The organism is Actinomadura sp. NPDC048021 (assembly GCF_040653135.1).
GTDB lineage: Bacteria > Actinomycetota > Actinomycetes > Streptosporangiales > Streptosporangiaceae > Spirillospora > Spirillospora verrucosospora.
Genome location: NZ_JBEZJQ010000012.1, coordinates 22,571 through 36,472, shown reverse-complemented (window position 1 = coordinate 36,472; position 13,902 = coordinate 22,571). Strand labels below are relative to the sequence as shown.

The window sequence follows — 13,902 nt, the reverse complement described above, 5'->3', positions numbered from 1 at the left end:
CCCGTTCAGCCGAGGAGCTCGCGCGCGGCGGCGTAGTCGGCCTTCCCGTTCGGCAGCCGCAGACCGCGGTCGGTCCGCACGAACGCCTTCGGGATCTTGTAGCGGGCGAGATGGGCGGCGCAACCCTCGCGCAGCTCCCGGTCGGACGGGGCGCCGGACGGGCCGACCACCGCGACGATCTCCGTCCCCCAGCGCTCGCTCGGGCGGCCGACCACCAGCGCGTCGGCGACGCCGGGCAGCCCGCGCAGGACGGTCTCGACCTCCTCCGCGAACACCTTCTCGCCGCCGGTGTTGATCGTGGTGGCCTCGCGCCCGTGCACCTCGACGGCGCCGTCGGCGAGGAGCCGGGCCCGGTCGCCCGCGACGACGAGGCGCTCGCCGTCCACGGTGAGGAACGTGGACGCGGTCTTCACCGGGTCGCCGAGGTAGCCGAGCGGGATCGCGTCGCCGCCCTTGGCCAGCCAGCCGAGCTCGTCCTCGCCGGGCGCGAGCCGCCGGGACCGGTCCGCGCTGAGCACGGCCGTGCCCGGCGCCGCGCGGAACGTCCGCGCCGCCGGGCCGTGCCGGGTGACCTGGAAGCCGCTCTCGGAGGAGCCGAGGACGTCCACGAGCCGGGCGTGCGGGAGGAGTTCGAGGAGCCGCGCCTTCACCCCCGGGCTGACGCCCGCGGCGGAGTTGATCAGCGTCCGCAGGGAGCCGAGGTCGTGCGGGCGCGCCTCCAGGGCCGCCACGATCGGACGGGCGAACGCGTCCCCGACCAGCGGCATCCGGGTGGCGCGCTCGCGCTCGGCGGTGGCCATCAGGTCGGCGGCGTCCAGGCCGTCCACCCGGTCGGGGAACACCACGCAGCCGCCGCCGCACCAGCCGCCGAGCGCCGACCACGTGCCCCCGCCGTGCATGAGCGGCGGCCCGACCAGCACGCGGACGTCGCTGCGGACGGCCCGCTCGACCGCCTCGCCGAGGTCGGTGAGGGGCGTGCCGTCGCGGCGCCGCAGGCCGAGCGGCCCGGTCATCAGGTCGCCGATCCGCCACAGCACGCCCTTCGGCAGCCCCGTCGTGCCGCCGGTGTAGAGGATGTGGAGATCGTCCGGGCTCGGCCGGACGGGGAGGGGCTCGCGGGACGCCTCGGCGAGCGCGTCCTCGTAGTCGAGCGCGCCGGGGAGGAGGGCGGCCCCCGAGTCGTCCGCCACCTGGAGCAGGAGCGGGCCGGTGCCGAGCCTGCGGACGACACGGCCGACCACGTCCGCGAACCGCGCGTGGTAGAGGACGGCGGCCGGCCGGGCGTCGGCGAACAGCTGGGCCAGTTCGTCGTCCACGTACCGGTAGTTGACGTTGAACGGCGCGACCCGTGCCTTGTGCGCGCCGACGAGGCCCTCCAGGTACTCGGGTCCGTTGTGCAGGTAGAGGGCGAGATGGTCGTGGGGCGACTCCCACGGCTCGTGCGCCGCGCCGCCGCCGTCCCGGGCGCGCACGCCGAGCCCGTGGGCGTGCAGGACGTTCGCCAGCCGCCGCGTCCGGTCGGCGACCTCGCGCCAGGTGGCCCGGCGCTCGCGCCACACCAGGCACTCGCGGTCGGGGATCGCGGCGGCGATGGCCTCGTGCAGGGTCGCCAGGTCGAGCATCGGCACTCCTCCGGGGGACGGGGCGTCGGCAGCACCGTAACCGATGACTTACCGAATCTGGTTCAGTGGGTGCGATCTCACGAAGTGAACTGATGTACGAGGCATAGGGCCGGACCGCCGACAATTACCCCGTGCCCCCTGTCCCGAGGCCGCGGGGGGAGGTGACCCGCGGCACCACCGCCCCCAACCGGCTGCGCAGGATCGACCGCTGGATCGCCGCCACCCAGACCTCCGCGCTGCGCTCGGGCGTGCGGCCGCTGGCCGTCGACCTCGGCTACGGCGCGTCCCCGGTCACCACCTTCGAGCTGTACTCGCGGCTCCGCCCGGTGTCGCCGCGCCTGGAGGTCGTCGGCATCGAGATCGAGCCGGCCCGGGTCGCCGCCGGGGTCGCCTTCGCGGCCGCGACCGGCCCCCACGAAGGCCTGTCCTTCCGGCGCGGCGGCTTCGAACTGCCGGTGCCGCGCCCGCCGGTGCTGGTGCGGGCGTTCAACGTCCTGCGGCAGTACGACGAGGCCGCGGCATGGCGCGCATGGGACGACCTGCGGGCGCGCCTCGCCCCCTCCGGCGTCCTCGTCGAGGGGACGTGCGACGAGATCGGGCGCCGCGCCGTCTGGGTGACGCTCACCGCCGACGGCCCTCGGACCATCACCTTCGCGGCCCACGTGCGCTCGCTCGAACGGCCGTCCGCACTGGCCGAACGGCTGCCCAAGACGCTGATCCACCGCAACGTCCCCGGCGAGCCCGTCCACGAGTTCCTGACCGCGTTCGACCGCTGCTGGGCGACCGCGGCGCCCCACTCGGCGTTCGGCCCCCGCGCGCGCTGGGTCGAGGCGGTGTCGCTGCTGGCGCGGACCCATCCCGTCTTGGCGCGGCCCCCGTACGGCGGCCGGAACCGGTGGCGCCTCGGCGAGGTCACGCTCCCCTGGAGCGCCGTCGCGCCCTCGCGGTGAGAACCCCTACTCGCGGTGAAGCTTGTGCGGGGCGGCCTGGACGCGCGGCTGGACGTCGATGCGGTCGATGTTGACGTGCGGCGGGCGGGTCACGGCCCAGGCGACGCAGTCCGCGACGTCGTTGGCGACCAGCGGTTCGGGGACGCCCTCGTACGGCTTGGCGGCCTTCTCCTCGTCCCCGCGGAAGCGGACCAGCGAGAACTCCTCGGTCTTCACCAGACCCGGCGCGATCTCGGTGACCCGGACGGGCTCGGCGACCAGTTCCAGGCGCAGCACCTCGTTGACCGCGTAGGCGGCGTGCTTGGCCGCGTTGTACCCGCCGCCGCCCTCGTAGGCGACGTGCCCGGCCAGCGAGGTGATGTTCACGACGTGGCCCGCGCCGCTCTCGACCAGCTTCGGCAGGATCGCCTTGGTGACGCGGACGAGGCCGATGACGTTGCTCTCGTACATCGACCGCCAGTCGTCGAGGTCGGCGGTCGCGACGCTGTCCAGGCCGAGCGCCCCGCCGGCGTTGTTGACCAGGACGTGGCAGGCGCCGACGGCCGCCGCCAGCGCGTCCACCGACTCCTGCGAGGTGACGTCCAGGGTGAACGGCGCCACCTTCCCCGCGCCCGGCACGCTCTCCGCGATCTCCTCGGCGAGGGCGTCGAGGCGGTCGCGGCGCCGTGCGGCGAGCACGACGTTGAACCCCTCGGCCGCCAGGCGCCTCGCCGTGGCGGCCCCGATGCCGCTGCTTGCTCCGGTCACTATCGCCGTCTTGCGCATGCGTCCAGTCTTCCGGGTGGGTGAGCGTGGATCGGCAGAGTAAGCCCGGACGGCAGCCTATCCGCGCGTCGCCCCCGGGTGAGGTGCGTCACTGTGGCGGACGGTCGCGCTTGCCCCCCGAACCGGGGGAACACGAAACCCGGTCGGTAGGTTGCACTGTCGGAGGTGGTGTCGGGTGTCGCGTCGTATCAGCCGGGTTGCGACAGTCAGTGTGCATACGTCCCCTCTGGACCAACCGGGCACCGGCGACGCGGGCGGGCTGAACGTCTACGTGGTCGAGGTCGCCAGGCGGCTCGCCGCCAGGGGCGTCGAGGTGGACATCTTCACCCGCGCGACCTCGCGGGCCCTTCCGCCCGTCGTGGAGCTCGCGCCGGGCGTCCTCGTCCGCAACGTGGTCGCCGGGCCGTTCGAGGAGCTCGACAAGGCCGAGCTTCCCCGGCACCTGTGCGGGTTCACCTCCGGAGTGCTGCGCGCCGAGGCCGCCCACGAGCCCGGCCACTACGACCTCCTCCACACGCACTACTGGCTCTCCGGCCAGGCGGGCTGGGCGGCCAAGGAGCGGTGGGGCGTCCCGCTCGTCCACTCCATGCACACGATGGCCAAGGTCAAGAACGCGGCCCTCGCCGACGACGACCAGCCCGAGCCGGCCGAGCGCGTCCTCGGCGAGGAGCAGGTCGTGGCCTCGGCCGACCAGCTCGTCGCCAACACCGCCAAGGAGGCCGGGGAGCTCGTCGACCTCTACGGCGCCGACCCCTCCCGCGTCGCGACCGTCAGCCCCGGCGTCGACCTGTCGCTATTCCGCCCCGAGTCGCCCCTCATCGCCCGCGGCACCGGCCTCCTGCCCCATCGGACCGGCCCCGCCCGCCGCCGCCTCGGCCTGCCCCGCGACGCCTACGTCCTGCTGTTCGTCGGCCGCATCCAGCCGCTGAAGGCGCCCGACGTGATGCTGCGCGCCGTCGCCCGCATGCTGGCCGACGACCCCGCGCTGCGCTCGCGTCTCGTCGTCGCCGTCGTCGGCGGCCCGAGCGGCTCCGGGCTGTGCCGCCCCGCGGGCCTGCAACTGCTCGCCGCCGAACTCGGCATCTCCGACGTCATGCGCTTCGAGCCGCCGGCCCCGCAGCGCGAGCTGGCCGACTGGTACCGCGCCGCGGACGTCACCGTCGTCCCGTCCCGCAGCGAGTCGTTCGGACTCGTCGCCGTCGAGTCCCAGGCCTGCGGTACTCCCGTGGTGGCGTCCCGTGTCGGCGGCCTGTGCACGGCGGTCGCCGACGGCGAGTCCGGCGTGCTGGTCTCCGGCCACGACCCCGCCGACTACGCCGCCGTCCTGCGGCGCCTGCACGCCGAGCCCGGTCTGCACGCCCGCCTCGCCCGCGGCGCCGTCCGGCACGCCCACGACTTCGGCTGGGACGCCACCGTCGACCGCCTTCTCGACGTGTATACCGGTGCCATGCCGGCGCCGACCGCGGCCGCGCGGGCCACCGTTTAGCCGAGCCGACCGGGGGCGCGGGGAGCCGCCCTCCAGGGGGGAGCACACGTGACCGTCGTCGAGACCATCCGCGAGACGCTGAGGTCCAACGAGCTGGAGTTCGAGGAGCCGCGCGACAACGCGTTCTTCGTCAAGCTCCCCGGCCAGCACAAGCTCGCCACCATGACGTGGCTCATCGCCGGCGACCACTCGCTGCACGTCGAGGCGTTCTTCTGCCGCCGTCCCGACGAGAACCACGCCGAGTTCTACCGGTTCCTCCTGGAGAAGAACGGCCGCATGTACGGGGTCGCCTTCGCGCTGGACGACGTCGGCGACGTCCACCTCGTCGGGAAGGTCCCGCTCGAATCGGTGTCCCCGGAGGAGATCGACCGCCTCCTCGGCTGCGTCCTCACCTACTCCGACGAGAACTTCGACAAGGCGCTGGAGCGCGGGTTCAAGTCGTCCATCCAGCGCGAGTGGGACTGGCGCGTCAAGCGCGGCGAGAGCCTCGCCAACCTCCAGGCCTTCGCCTCCTTCGCGGACCCGGCCAACCGCGAGTGACGCGCGCGGGGCCGCTAGGCTCTGGTGCCATGGCGACCCTGGTATTGCTCCGGCATGGCGAAAGCGTCTGGAACGCGGAAGGGCTGTTCACCGGCTGGGTGGACGTCGACCTCTCCGCGAAGGGCGAGAGCGAGGCGACCAAGGGCGGCGATCTGCTGCTCGACGCCGACATCACCCCCGACGTGCTGCACACCTCCCTGCTGAAGCGGGCCATCCGCACCGCCAACATCGCCCTCGACGTGGCCGACCTGCTCTGGATCCCGGTGAGGCGCTCCTGGCGCCTCAACGAGCGCCACTACGGCGCCCTCCAGGGCAAGAACAAGGCGCAGACGCGCGAGGAGTTCGGCGAAGAGCAGTTCATGACCTGGCGCCGCTCCTACGACACCCCGCCGCCGCCCATCAAGGACGACGACCCCCTGTCCCAGGTCAACGACCTGCGCTACGCCGAGCTGCCGTCCGAGCTGATCCCGCGCTCGGAGTGCCTCGCCGACGTCGTCGACCGCATGCTGCCGTACTGGTACGACTCGATCATCCCCGACCTGGCCGCCGGCAAGACCGTCATGGTCGCCGCGCACGGCAACTCCCTGCGCGCCCTGGTCAAGCACCTGGACGACATCTCCGACGAGAAGATCGTCGGCCTGAACATCCCCACCGGCATCCCGCTCGTCTACGAGCTGGACGACGACTTCTCCCCGCTCAAGCGCGGCGGCGAGTACCTCGACCCGGCCGCCGCGAAGGCCGCCATCGAGGCCGTCAAGAACCAGGGCGCCGCCAAGGGCGGGAGCGCCCCCAAGCCCGCCGCGAAGAGCCCCGACCCGAAGGACGAGCGCAAGTCCAGGCGCGGCAAGCGCAAGTAGCCCACGAGGGGCCGCCTCCCGGCGGCCCCTCGCATGCCGGACGCGGGCCGGCGAGGTCACCCGGAGCCGGCGCTCGCGGGAACGGCCGCGCGGTCGCCGCGGTGGATGCGCACGGCCACGGCGAGCCCGGCGACGGTGAGCGCGGCCGCGACGGGGAAGAGCGAGCGCGGGCCCGGCCCGTCGCCGATCAGCGTCCCGCCGAGCCAGCCGGCGAACGCGGCGGCGACCTGGAACCCCGAGGCGTTCACGGCCACCGCCAGCGTGGGGGCCGCGCCCGCCGTGGTCAGGACGCGGGTCTGCATGCCCGGGAGGATCGCAAAGGCCAGCAGGCCGAGCGCGAACGTCATTACGGCGGCCAGGGGCCGGACCCCGCCGACCGCCCAGAACAGCGCCAGGGCGCCGGCCAGCGCGCCGAGGAGCCAGGCCAGTGAGGGCATCAGGGCCCGGTCCGAGAGCCGGCCGCCGAGGAAGTTGCCCGCGACCGCGCCCGCGCCGTACACCAGGAGCAGCGCCGGGACGGCGCCCTCGGGGAACCCACTGACCTCGGTGAGCAGCGGCGCGATGTAGGTGAAGACGGTCACCACGCCCACGTTGCCCAGGGCGGTGAGGGCGATCGCCAGGCGGACGTCCCGTCCCGCGAACACGCGCAGCTCGCCCCAGAGCGGACCGGTCGCGGCGGCGGGCAGGGCGGGCACGAACCGCAGCACCATGAGCAGGCCCGCGGCGGTGAGCGCGGCGACCGCGCCGAAGGTCGCCCGCCAGCCGAGGGTCTGGCCGATCACGGTGCCCAGCGGGGCGCCGAGGATGATGCCGAGGTTCAGCCCGAGCGCCACCTTCGCGATGGTGGAGGACTCCCGGCCCGCGGGGGCCGTGGAGGCGGCGGTGGCGATGGCGACCGCGAAGAACGTGGCCACGACCAGTCCCGCGGCGAACCGCGCCGCGAGCAGCACCGGGTAGTTCGGCGCCAGGGCGGAGCCGAGGTTGCCGAGGACCGACACGGCGATGAGGCCGGTGACGAGCGGTTTGCGCGGCACCCGCGCCGTCAGGACGGTGACGACCGGACCGCCGACGATCATGCCGAGCGCGTAGGCGCTCACCAGGCGCCCGGCGGCGGGCACCGAGACGCCGAGGTCCGCCGCCACGTCCGGCAGGATGCCCGCGATGACGAACTCGCCGGTGGTCAGGCCGAAGACGACCAGCATCAGGGAGAAGAGGGAGGGGGGCACGCACGCTCCATTTACTTCGAACTCGGATGATTCGAGTTAGCAATATCATGATTCGAAGTACAGGCGCTACACTCGGGGCATGGGCGAGCAGATGGAACGGGACGTGTGCAAGCTGGTCCACCGGTTCGCGCAGCGGCTCGACGTCCACGCCCGGCGGGTCGCCGACGAGGTGGGCATGACCGCGGCCCAGGTCGTCGCGCTCCGCGAGCTGTCCGAGCCGATCACGGCCCGCGAGCTCGCCCACCGCATGGCCTGCGAGGCGTCGAACGCGACCTTCCTGGTCGACCGCCTCGAAGGGCAGGGCCTCGTCGAGCGCCGCCCCCACCCGACCGACCGCCGCGCCAAGCAGATCGTCCTCACGCCGGACGGCGAACGCTGCCGCGCCGACGTCCTCGAACGCCTCGACGCCGACTCGCCGCTGACCGCGCTCGCCCCGGCCCAGCAGGAGTCCCTGCGCGACCTCCTCAGGTCGCTTCTGGGGGAGTCCGTCTAGCCGAGAGCCCGTCTAGCGGGTGATGGAGAGGCGGGCGGCGCGGCCCTTCTCGCCCGCGGCCCAGCAGCCGCCGTCGGGCGCGCAGTCGACGGTGTCGAAGCTCCCGGTGTCGAACCGGGTCCACGTGCGGCCTCCGTCGAGGCTGCCGTCGCTGCCCGTGGGGCCCACCGTCAACACCGCCGGACCCGCATACGCAGGCCACACGCTTCCTGAGCGGTACTCGGCCGGCGGGCGGCGCGCGGGACGCCACGTGCGGCCCCCGTCGGCGGTCGTCGCCGCGGCCGCCGGCGACGGCTGGCCGGGCCGGTAGTCGCCGCCGACTGCGACGCCGTGCCGGGAGTCGCGGAACGCCACCGCGAACACGCCCTGGGACGGGCTGGACGGCAGCGGCGTGTCGGCGACGGTCCAGGTGAGGCCGCGGTCCCCGGAATGGAACACGCGCGAGCGCGACGCCCCGCCCGTCGCCAGCCACACGTCCCGCGGCCCGTGGCTCACCAGGCACTGCCCGCTGGCGGCGAACCCGGCCTCGCCCTCCAGCGCCGGGGGCATGCCCCCAGGCGGCAGGACCCGCCAGCTGCGCCCCGCGTCGCCGGTCGCGATGATCCGGAACCGGCCGTCCACGGGGTCGCTGACCGCCAGCCCGTGCCGGGAGTCGAAGAACGTGAGGCAGTCGTAGAACGCCCTGGGATCGTCGTTCCTGAAGCCGAGCCTCCAGGTGACGCCGCCGTCCGAGGTCTGGTAGACGCGGGACGCGTCGCCCTCGCCGATGGCCAGCACGACCGCCCGCCGCGCGTCGAACGCCTCGATGTCGCGGAACTCCAGGCCCTCCGCGCCGGCCGGGGCGACGTCGCGCCACGTGCGGCCGCCGTCGGTCGTCCGCAGCACGGTCCCGCCGCCGCCCGCCAGCCAGGCGGTCTCGCGGCCGACCGCCGCCAGGCCGCGGAACCGCGCCTCGCTGCCGGTCGGAGTGAGGCGCCAGGCGGGCCGGTGCGCCCCCGGCGTGGCCCGCGCCGACGCGGTGCCGGGCACCCCGAGGGACGCCGCCGCCACCGCCCCGCACAGCCCGGCCGACGCCATCGCCCGCACCAGTGCCCGCATCGGTCTCATGACGCGCAAGCTAACGAACGTTGATCAAGCCGTCCAGACCCCTCGCGCCCTTCGTGTCCCGCCGCCGCGCGGGCGCGCGGGCGCGACCGGATCAGGCCGAGTCGACGATCTCCTCGGGCCGCTGGCCGGTGACCAGGTAGACGACGTTCTCCGCGACGTGCACGGCGTGGTCGGCGAAGCGCTCGAAGTAGCGCCCGGCGAGCGTGATGTCCACGGCCGGCTCGACGCCGTGCCGCCACTTCGGGGACAGCAGGATGTCGAACAGGCGGCGGTGCAGCCGGTCCATCTGGTCGTCGTCGGCGTCCAGCTCCAGGCCCATCTCGACGTCCTGGGACGCGATCACGCTGCCGGTCTTGGCGATCATCCGCTCGGCGATCTGCCCCATCTCCAGCACGGTCGCCTGCAGCTCGGGCGGGACGGCCGACTCGGGGTGGCGCCGCCGGGCCGTCTTGGCGATGTGCACGGCGAGGTCGCCCATGCGCTCCAGGTCGCCGCTCATCCGCAGCGCGGTGATCAGGGTCCGCAGGTCGCCGGCGACCGGCTGCTGGCGGGCCATGAGGTCGAACACCGTCGCCTCGATGTCGGCGTCGATCTTGTTGACGTGCTCGTCCCCGCTGATGACCTCCTCCGACAGCCGCAGGTCGGCGTCCAGGAGGGCGGTCACCGCGCGGGCCATCGCGGACCGGACGAGGCGGGTCATCTCCACCAGGCTGTCGGTGAGGGAGTCGAGTTCCTCGTGGTAGGCGTCGCGCACTTGAGAATCCTTCGATGTGGACGGGGGCGGGCGGGGCAGGGCGGACTCGCCCACGCCACACTTTGCCCCACGGGCATGAACGCATCCGGAGGGAAAGGTGAACTTTCGGGTAACGAGAAGGCGCTGACCAGGGCAGGGGGGAAGCGTTACTCCGATCGCCGCTTACGATCCGAGGTGTGGAGGTCGAGATTGTCGCGAGCCTGACAGGGCTCGCCGGGCTCGCGATCGGGCTCGCGACTGGATTGGCGGTGCGGGTGAGCGAGCGAGCCCAGCGGACGGCGGTAGCGACGAACCCGGTGGGCAGCCTGCCGCCGGGCGTCGCCTCGGTCCTCAGCGTCCTGCGGTCCTCGGCCGTCGTGGTGGACGGCGAGGACCGGGTGCTGCGGGCCAGCTCCGCGGCGCGGGCGTACGGACTGGTCAGCGGCGACCACCTCGTGGTGGACGAGGTGATCGCGATGACCCGGCTGGTGCGCCGCGACGGGGAGATCCGCGAGACCGAGATACAGGTCGGCCCGAACGGCGGCCGACGGCGGGCCGACGGCCGCTGGTTCGCGGTCCGCGTCGCGCCGCTCGGCTCCCACGGGCTCGTCCTCGTGCTCGCCGAGGACCTCACCGACATGCGCCGCACCGAGGCGATCCGCCGCGACTTCGTGGCGAACGTCAGCCACGAGCTGAAGACCCCCGTGGGCGCGTTGTCCCTGCTCGCCGAGACGGTCGAGAGCGCCGCCGACGACCCGGAGGCCGTCCGCCGGTTCGCCGGCCGGATGCAGTACGAGTCGGTGCGGCTGAACAACCTCGTCCAGGACCTGATGACGCTGTCGCGCGTCCAGGGCGACGAGCCGCTGCCCGAGCTCACCCCGGTCACCCTTGAGGAGGTGATGGCGGAGGCGCTCGAACGCTGCCAGATCAAGGCGGTCGCCAAGGACATCCAGCTCGCGGCCGGCGGCGAGGACGGGCTGCGCGTCCGCGCCGACCAGGAGCTGCTGGTCACCGCGCTGCGCAACCTCGTCGACAACGCCGTCGCCTACAGCCCCGAGCACACCCGGGTCGTCGTCTCGACCCGCCGGTGCGACGAGACGCACGTCGAGATCAACGTGACCGACCAGGGCATCGGCATCCCGGAGGCCGAGATCGAGCGGATCTTCGAACGGTTCTACCGGGTCGACCCCGCCCGCTCCCGCCAGACCGGCGGCACCGGCCTCGGCCTCGCCATCGTCAAGCACGTCACCAGCAAGCACGGCGGCGACGTCACGGTGTGGAGCAAGGAGGGGCACGGGTCGACGTTCACGATCCGGCTCCCCCTGATCGACACGCCGCGCCGCCCGGCGGCCGGCGCCACCGCTTTTCCAGCCCCACAGAACACCGCCCGGGAGGCAACACCGTGACCCGCGTGCTCGTCGTTGAGGACGAGGAGTCCTTCAGCGACGCACTCTCGTACAACCTGCGCAAGGAGGGCTTCGAGGTGGCCGTCGCCGCCACCGGCCCCGACGCGCTGGACATCTTCGAGCGCAACGGTGCCGACCTCGTGCTCCTCGACCTGATGCTCCCCGGGCTGCCCGGCACCGAGGTGTGCCGCGAGCTGCGCGCGCGCTCCAGCGTCCCGGTGATCATGCTGACCGCCAAGGACAGCGAGGTCGACAAGGTCGTCGGCCTGGAGCTCGGCGCCGACGACTACGTCACCAAGCCGTTCTCCACCCGCGAGCTGATCGCCCGCATGCGGGCCGTGCTGCGCCGCCAGGGCGAGGTCGAGGAGCCGGCGCCCGCGACGCTGGAGGCCGGTCCGGTCCGGATGGACGTGGAACGCCACGTCGTCAGCGTGGGCGGCGAGCCCGTCCAGCTCCCGCTCAAGGAGTTCGAGCTGCTGGAGGTGCTGCTGCGCAACGCCGGCCGCGTCCTCACCCGGATGCAGCTCATCGACCGCGTGTGGGGCGCCGACTACGTGGGCGACACCAAGACGCTGGACGTCCACATCAAGCGCCTCCGCGCCAAGGTCGAAGAAGTCCCCTCCACACCGCGGTACATCGTCACCGTCCGGGGCCTCGGCTACAAGTTCGAGCCCTAGCCGAACGCCGTGACCTGCGTTTTCATCGATGAGGGCGAAGCGTGCGCGGCGGGGATGGCCCCGCCGCGCTGCTGGGGTCCCGAAGTGCCATCTGGGCACTTGGGCGTCTTCCGACGAGCCAGACCGCCGTTGACCTCGCTCAGATTTCGACCAAGACGCCCTTGAGGCGCCTCTCGTAGAAGCTGTGCTCCAGCCAGGATCGCCGCTTCCGCACGGATGACCGCGTAAGACCTCGGGGCTGCCATGTCTTCCAGTAGCCGTGCTCCTCGTCGGGGAACCAACGGCTGCTGATGTTCAGGAACTCCGCGTCCGTCCTGTTCCGCTCCATCTCGAAGGCGAGCCGGGAAAGCTCGACGAGACTGAAGTGGCACATCGGGGCGGTAGCGCAGAGAGTCGCGAACTCCTCCGCCTGAAGTTCCGGATGGGCCCGCAGCAGCTTGGTCCGCTCCCGCCTGGAGAGCGCCGCGAGCGGCTTGCCGGCCAAGCCGTGTTCATCGAACCGGGCAGGGGAGTAGCGAGGGAGGTCCACCAAGGACCTGAAGTCCTTGAGCAGTTCCAGGTTGAGCAGATGGCCCGCGGTCAGCAGGTACACCCGCTTGCCCCGCTCCCCCCTGATCACCAGGCACAGATGGGTGACCTCCTCCTGCTGGGCCTGCCGGATGACCGGCAGGAGAGGAGAGTCCTCCAGTTCCATGCCGGCGATCACCTGCTCCATGAGGGTTGCGACGACCCCGACCTTCTGCCGCCTTCCGGCCATGGCTGTACACCTTTCTGGGTTGTCGTTCGAACTGATGCTCCGAGAGCATGACGGCGCCCACGTCGGCAGCCGTCAAGAATGATCGTCCGGCCTTGACACGCAGCGACAAGGCCCAGCATGAACCACGAGCCCTGACGGACATGAGGAACGGCCCGTCCCGGATGGGACGGGCCGTTCCTCATGGGTTCGGGCCGGGTTCGGCGGGTCAGCCGGCGGTCGGCGTCTCTCCAGTGGCCGGCGTCTGGACGGCGCCCGGGGACGGGGACGCCTCGGGGCCGCCCTGCTCAGCGCCCGGGGACGGGGACGTGTTCGCCCCTCCGCCGGGGGTCTGGCCGGGCGTCTGGCCGCCAGGGGTCTGGCCGCCGGGGGTCTGGCCGCCGGGGGTCTGCGGCGTGGCGGGGGTCATGGGCAGCGGGTAGGTGCTGAACTGGTCCTGCCGCGCCACGACGGGCACCTGGAACTCGACGGACCCGGCGCGCTCGAACCGCATCGTCAGCGGGACCGTGGACCCGGCGAGGAGCTCCTTGTTGAGCTGGGGCAGCACCACGAGCGGCACCTCCCCGCCGGCGCTCGGCGAGACCGACGGACCGCTGCCCTGCGGGCCCATGGTGTTCTGCGAGGTCGGGGTCTCGGACACGTTCGGCGTCGCGCCCTGGCCGGTCGGCTCCGGGGTGGCGCCGCCGGACGGCGCGGCCGGGCCGGAGGGCGTGCCGCCGGTCGGAGTGGCGCCGGGCTGCTGCGTCTTCTTCTTGCCGCCCTGCTGCTGCGGGGTGGGGGCCGCCGAAGGCTTGCCGAGCAGCTTGGTGAAGCTGCCCGTCCCGTCCGAGGCGGCGGGGGGCAGCGTGAGCGAGCCGCCCTCGATCTTCGCCTCGCCGCCGAACGCCGGGGAGCTGACGGAGACCAGGCGGTCCGGCCGGCCCTGCACCTGGTTGATGATCGCGCCGTAGAGGGCCAGGGACGTGCCCGCGGGGATGGGCGGCCCCGCCTCCGGGCCCAGCAGGAACATGTCGCGCAGGTCGATCTGCGGGGCCTGCGGCCTGTTCAGCGGCACCGACACGTTGACGCCCTCGGTGAGCTGCGTGGGGGCGGCGGTCTGGGGCTTCTCGCCCGCGCCGCAGCCGGAGACCACCGGCGCGATGGCGACGGCACCCGCGACGGCGAGCACGACCATTCGACGGCTGTTTCGGATCACGGCGGCGGTCTCCTCGCGAGATATCAGGTGAAGAGGTGGTTTCAGAGAATTGTGGGACGGGCGTGAGATACGCCAGGGGAAGCGTAGCGAG

Annotated in this window: 14 protein-coding genes; 7 read left to right on the top strand and 7 right to left on the bottom strand. The window is 73.2% G+C overall.

The annotated features are described in order from the left end of the window. Positions 1 to 5: 5 nt before the first annotated feature. Entirely contained in the window at positions 6 to 1,622 is a 1,617-nt protein-coding gene (locus AB0C87_RS20920) for an AMP-binding protein (RefSeq protein WP_360579053.1), read from the bottom strand. A 131-nt stretch (positions 1,623 to 1,753) separates the two neighbouring features. On the opposite strand from AB0C87_RS20920, the gene AB0C87_RS20915 reads away from it, so the two are divergent. Continuing rightward, positions 1,754 to 2,572 carry a class I SAM-dependent methyltransferase gene (locus AB0C87_RS20915; protein WP_345172987.1) on the top strand — a complete coding sequence of 273 codons (819 nt, stop codon included), beginning with the start codon at positions 1,754 to 1,756 and terminating at the stop codon, positions 2,570 to 2,572. A 6-nt stretch (positions 2,573 to 2,578) separates the two neighbouring features. Here AB0C87_RS20915 and AB0C87_RS20910 read toward each other — a convergent pair whose 3' ends face one another. Next, positions 2,579 to 3,337, bottom strand: a complete 759-nt coding sequence (locus tag AB0C87_RS20910; protein WP_360579051.1) for an SDR family NAD(P)-dependent oxidoreductase — start codon at positions 3,335 to 3,337, stop codon at positions 2,579 to 2,581. A 175-nt stretch (positions 3,338 to 3,512) separates the two neighbouring features. Here AB0C87_RS20910 and mshA point away from each other — a divergent pair, with 175 nt between their 5' ends. From mshA to AB0C87_RS20895, 3 genes are read left to right on the top strand one after another with little or no spacing between them, the layout of a single operon-like run. Next, positions 3,513 to 4,823: a D-inositol-3-phosphate glycosyltransferase gene (gene mshA / locus AB0C87_RS20905; protein ID WP_360579050.1), complete on the top strand. Its 1,311-nt coding sequence runs from the start codon at positions 3,513 to 3,515 to the stop codon at positions 4,821 to 4,823. 48 nt (positions 4,824 to 4,871) lie between these two features. After that, positions 4,872 to 5,363: a YbjN domain-containing protein gene (locus tag AB0C87_RS20900; protein ID WP_345172993.1), complete on the top strand. Its 492-nt coding sequence runs from the start codon at positions 4,872 to 4,874 to the stop codon at positions 5,361 to 5,363. Positions 5,364 to 5,392: 29 nt separating this feature from the next. Beyond that, the gene (locus AB0C87_RS20895; protein WP_345172995.1) at positions 5,393 to 6,220 is read left to right on the top strand and encodes a phosphoglyceromutase; all 828 of its coding nucleotides are present in this window, start codon (positions 5,393 to 5,395) and stop codon (positions 6,218 to 6,220) included. Between the two features lie 56 nt (positions 6,221 to 6,276). Here the strand turns inward: AB0C87_RS20895 and AB0C87_RS20890 are convergent, their stop codons facing one another. Beyond that, positions 6,277 to 7,446 (bottom strand): MFS transporter, encoded by a 1,170-nt coding sequence (locus AB0C87_RS20890; protein ID WP_353831395.1) that lies wholly within the window; start codon positions 7,444 to 7,446, stop codon positions 6,277 to 6,279. A gap of 79 nt (positions 7,447 to 7,525) precedes the next feature. On the opposite strand from AB0C87_RS20890, the gene AB0C87_RS20885 reads away from it, so the two are divergent. Beyond that, entirely contained in the window at positions 7,526 to 7,939 is a 414-nt protein-coding gene (locus tag AB0C87_RS20885; RefSeq protein WP_345172999.1) for a MarR family transcriptional regulator, read from the top strand. 12 nt (positions 7,940 to 7,951) lie between these two features. Here AB0C87_RS20885 and AB0C87_RS20880 read toward each other — a convergent pair whose 3' ends face one another. Next, positions 7,952 to 9,046 (bottom strand): oxidoreductase, encoded by a 1,095-nt coding sequence (locus AB0C87_RS20880; protein WP_360579048.1) that lies wholly within the window; start codon positions 9,044 to 9,046, stop codon positions 7,952 to 7,954. A 91-nt stretch (positions 9,047 to 9,137) separates the two neighbouring features. Next, positions 9,138 to 9,800, bottom strand: a complete 663-nt coding sequence (gene phoU, locus AB0C87_RS20875; RefSeq protein ID WP_345173003.1) for a phosphate signaling complex protein PhoU — start codon at positions 9,798 to 9,800, stop codon at positions 9,138 to 9,140. A gap of 176 nt (positions 9,801 to 9,976) precedes the next feature. On the opposite strand from phoU, the gene AB0C87_RS20870 reads away from it, so the two are divergent. After that, positions 9,977 to 11,185: an ATP-binding protein gene (locus tag AB0C87_RS20870; protein ID WP_345173005.1), complete on the top strand. Its 1,209-nt coding sequence runs from the start codon at positions 9,977 to 9,979 to the stop codon at positions 11,183 to 11,185. Further along, positions 11,182 to 11,862, top strand: coding sequence for a response regulator transcription factor (locus AB0C87_RS20865; protein WP_185031642.1), 681 nt, complete (start codon positions 11,182 to 11,184; stop codon positions 11,860 to 11,862). Before AB0C87_RS20870 ends, AB0C87_RS20865 begins: the two co-directional genes overlap by 4 nt. 139 nt (positions 11,863 to 12,001) lie before the next feature. Here AB0C87_RS20865 and AB0C87_RS20860 read toward each other — a convergent pair whose 3' ends face one another. Both AB0C87_RS20860 and AB0C87_RS20855 read right to left on the bottom strand, forming a co-directional pair. Further along, on the bottom strand, positions 12,002 to 12,619 hold the full coding sequence (locus AB0C87_RS20860) for a hypothetical protein (RefSeq protein ID WP_353831392.1): 618 nt from the start codon (positions 12,617 to 12,619) through the stop codon (positions 12,002 to 12,004). Between the two features lie 205 nt (positions 12,620 to 12,824). Then, on the bottom strand, positions 12,825 to 13,811 hold the full coding sequence (locus AB0C87_RS20855) for a hypothetical protein (protein WP_345173009.1): 987 nt from the start codon (positions 13,809 to 13,811) through the stop codon (positions 12,825 to 12,827). Positions 13,812 to 13,902 lie beyond the last annotated feature (91 nt).

Coding starts and splice junctions, on each gene's coding strand:
- AB0C87_RS20920 (WP_360579053.1), bottom strand. CDS start 1,622: ATGCTCGACCTGGCGACCCTGCACGAGGCCATCGCCGCCGCGATCCCC.
- AB0C87_RS20910 (WP_360579051.1), bottom strand. CDS start 3,337: ATGCGCAAGACGGCGATAGTGACCGGAGCAAGCAGCGGCATCGGGGCC.
- AB0C87_RS20895 (WP_345172995.1), top strand. CDS start 5,393: ATGGCGACCCTGGTATTGCTCCGGCATGGCGAAAGCGTCTGGAACGCG.
- AB0C87_RS20885 (WP_345172999.1), top strand. CDS start 7,526: ATGGGCGAGCAGATGGAACGGGACGTGTGCAAGCTGGTCCACCGGTTC.
- AB0C87_RS20880 (WP_360579048.1), bottom strand. CDS start 9,046: ATGAGACCGATGCGGGCACTGGTGCGGGCGATGGCGTCGGCCGGGCTG.
- AB0C87_RS20860 (WP_353831392.1), bottom strand. CDS start 12,619: ATGGCCGGAAGGCGGCAGAAGGTCGGGGTCGTCGCAACCCTCATGGAG.